Genomic DNA, 1,887 nt, shown 5'->3' with positions numbered 1-1,887 from the left:
TGGTCAATTTCTGGTTCCTGGCCCGGTGTGTTTTCTGGAAGCTCTTCTTCATGCTCATCTGGAATGTCATTCGGAAGATTTTCGGGTCCGGATTGTGACACGATGGCTAGAGCGAGGATGGCCATACCTTGATGGGCGTCCTTCATTGCAAAGTTTTTATTCATATTGGATTTTCATTAATATTTATTCTACCTAATGAACTCCACCAACAGCACTATCGTTAACTGTGGAAGTACGTAAAATATATTGATTTGTACGTTAATTTAAGCGTAGTTCTTTTACATAGTCCATTTCTCAGTAGAACGTGTTTTTACTGAGGTTGTGTGGTAAATGCTTGATTTGAAGGAATCAGCATAACTGGTTGAACGAAAAAAGCAGGAGAGCTGTTTATTTGACGAACAGCTCATTGAGCGTAAAATTTTAAATTATGGCAACAACAACAGTAACCGCAGACAAAGGTAAAACAAACGAAAAATCGGCTAGCAAAACAATGTCAGCTAATGCTTCCGAAAGAAAAAAAGTCCAAGCCAAAACTGGCGCGGCAAAAGATCTGACCGAATTATTCGAAGACGGCTTGAAAGATATTTATTGGGCTGAAAAAGCATTGACAAAAGCACTTCCGAAGATGGAAAAAAATGCGAGCTCAGAACAGTTAAAATCGGCAATTTCCAAACATTTGACGGACACTGAAACACATGTAGACCGTCTAGAACAATGTTTTGAATTTATAGGTGTGAAAGCTAAAGCTGAAAAATGTGAAGCGATGGCGGGCTTAGTGGAAGAGGCTGAAAGTCTTATGAAGGAAACAGAAGCCGGAGCCGTCAGAGATGCAGCGATTATAGCGGCGGCACAGAAGGTAGAACATTATGAAATTGCTACTTATGGTACATTGGCCGCATTCGCCAAAGTGCTCGAACACAAGGATGCGCTGAAACTTTTACTTGAAACTTTAAGCGAGGAGAAGAAGTGCGATGAGGATTTAAGTGCTTTGGCAGATACAAATCTCAATTCGAAGGCTGAATAAGTGCAATTGAGTAGCGAACAATCAAAAATTTTTAAAATTAAAACCGTTGAATTATGACTTTAACTACAGGAAACGAAGGTGAAATCACCAAAAAAATAGAAAATCAAACATCCAAAGTGCCATCGACCGTGTTTTTAGGAGCCGCTTTGTTGGCAATGGGGGTATCTGCGGCGTTTAAATGCATGTCGAATGATAAAAACGCCTTATTTATAGGCCAATGGGCCGCTCCATTCCTCTTGCTGGGCATCTATAATAAGATTGTGAAAACTGAAGGACATGATTAACCGTGTTTTGATAAAAGGCTCAATTCTCATTGGGCCTTTCATAATTTGGAATTTTAATCGAAATTGTCAGTTCTTTCATCATCTGGACGGTCCTGTTTACCTTTCCGCTCCTTCATTTTAGAAGCGTGGTTTTCCTTTGCTGCATCTATAGAATGGGTGCAGGTGATATCACTTTCCTGAAGAGCTAATTTGGCAATGTGTGCATAAAATTTGGCCAACTGATCCAACTCTTCCTCACTTAAGTCCTCTAGGCTGACCATTCGGTTGCTAGTTCCCTTGTGCGAAGCAATAAGTTCATTGAGTTTTAAATGAACTGCTTTTGAATCCTTATTTTGTGATTTTTGAATAAGAAATACCATTAAAAAGGTAACAATGGTAGTTCCTGTATTAATCACCAATTGCCAGGTTTCAGAATAATTAAATATGGGGCCGCTGATTGCCCAGATAATAACTGTGGAAGTTGCAATAACAAATGCCGTAGAGCTGCCGGTCGCATGGGTTGCCCAGTCTGAAAATCGTTCAAATAAGTTCTTCTTCTTTTTCATAGCTAAACTTTAATTTCTATAGAGACCTGACTAC

At 39.5% G+C, this 1,887-nt stretch carries 3 protein-coding genes; 2 read left to right on the top strand and 1 reads right to left on the bottom strand.

The features are described 5' to 3' along the window. Positions 1 to 427: 427 nt before the first annotated feature. Together B3C94_RS05390 and B3C94_RS05385 are read left to right on the top strand one after the other, a co-directional pair. Entirely contained in the window at positions 428 to 1,024 is a 597-nt protein-coding gene (locus B3C94_RS05390) for a ferritin-like domain-containing protein (RefSeq protein WP_293900171.1), read from the top strand. 53 nt (positions 1,025 to 1,077) lie between these two features. Then, positions 1,078 to 1,308 (top strand): hypothetical protein, encoded by a 231-nt coding sequence (locus B3C94_RS05385; RefSeq protein WP_293900169.1) that lies wholly within the window; start codon positions 1,078 to 1,080, stop codon positions 1,306 to 1,308. Between the two features lie 53 nt (positions 1,309 to 1,361). Here the strand turns inward: B3C94_RS05385 and B3C94_RS05380 are convergent, their stop codons facing one another. After that, positions 1,362 to 1,853: a low affinity iron permease family protein gene (locus B3C94_RS05380; protein WP_293900166.1), complete on the bottom strand. Its 492-nt coding sequence runs from the start codon at positions 1,851 to 1,853 to the stop codon at positions 1,362 to 1,364. Positions 1,854 to 1,887 lie beyond the last annotated feature (34 nt).

Origin of the sequence: Sphingobacterium sp. UBA5670, from assembly GCF_002420705.1 — a bacterium.
Classification (GTDB): Bacteria; Bacteroidota; Bacteroidia; order Sphingobacteriales; family Sphingobacteriaceae; genus Sphingobacterium.
Note: the sequence above shows the minus strand (reverse complement) of the source record. Positions and strands in the feature narration are given on the sequence as shown.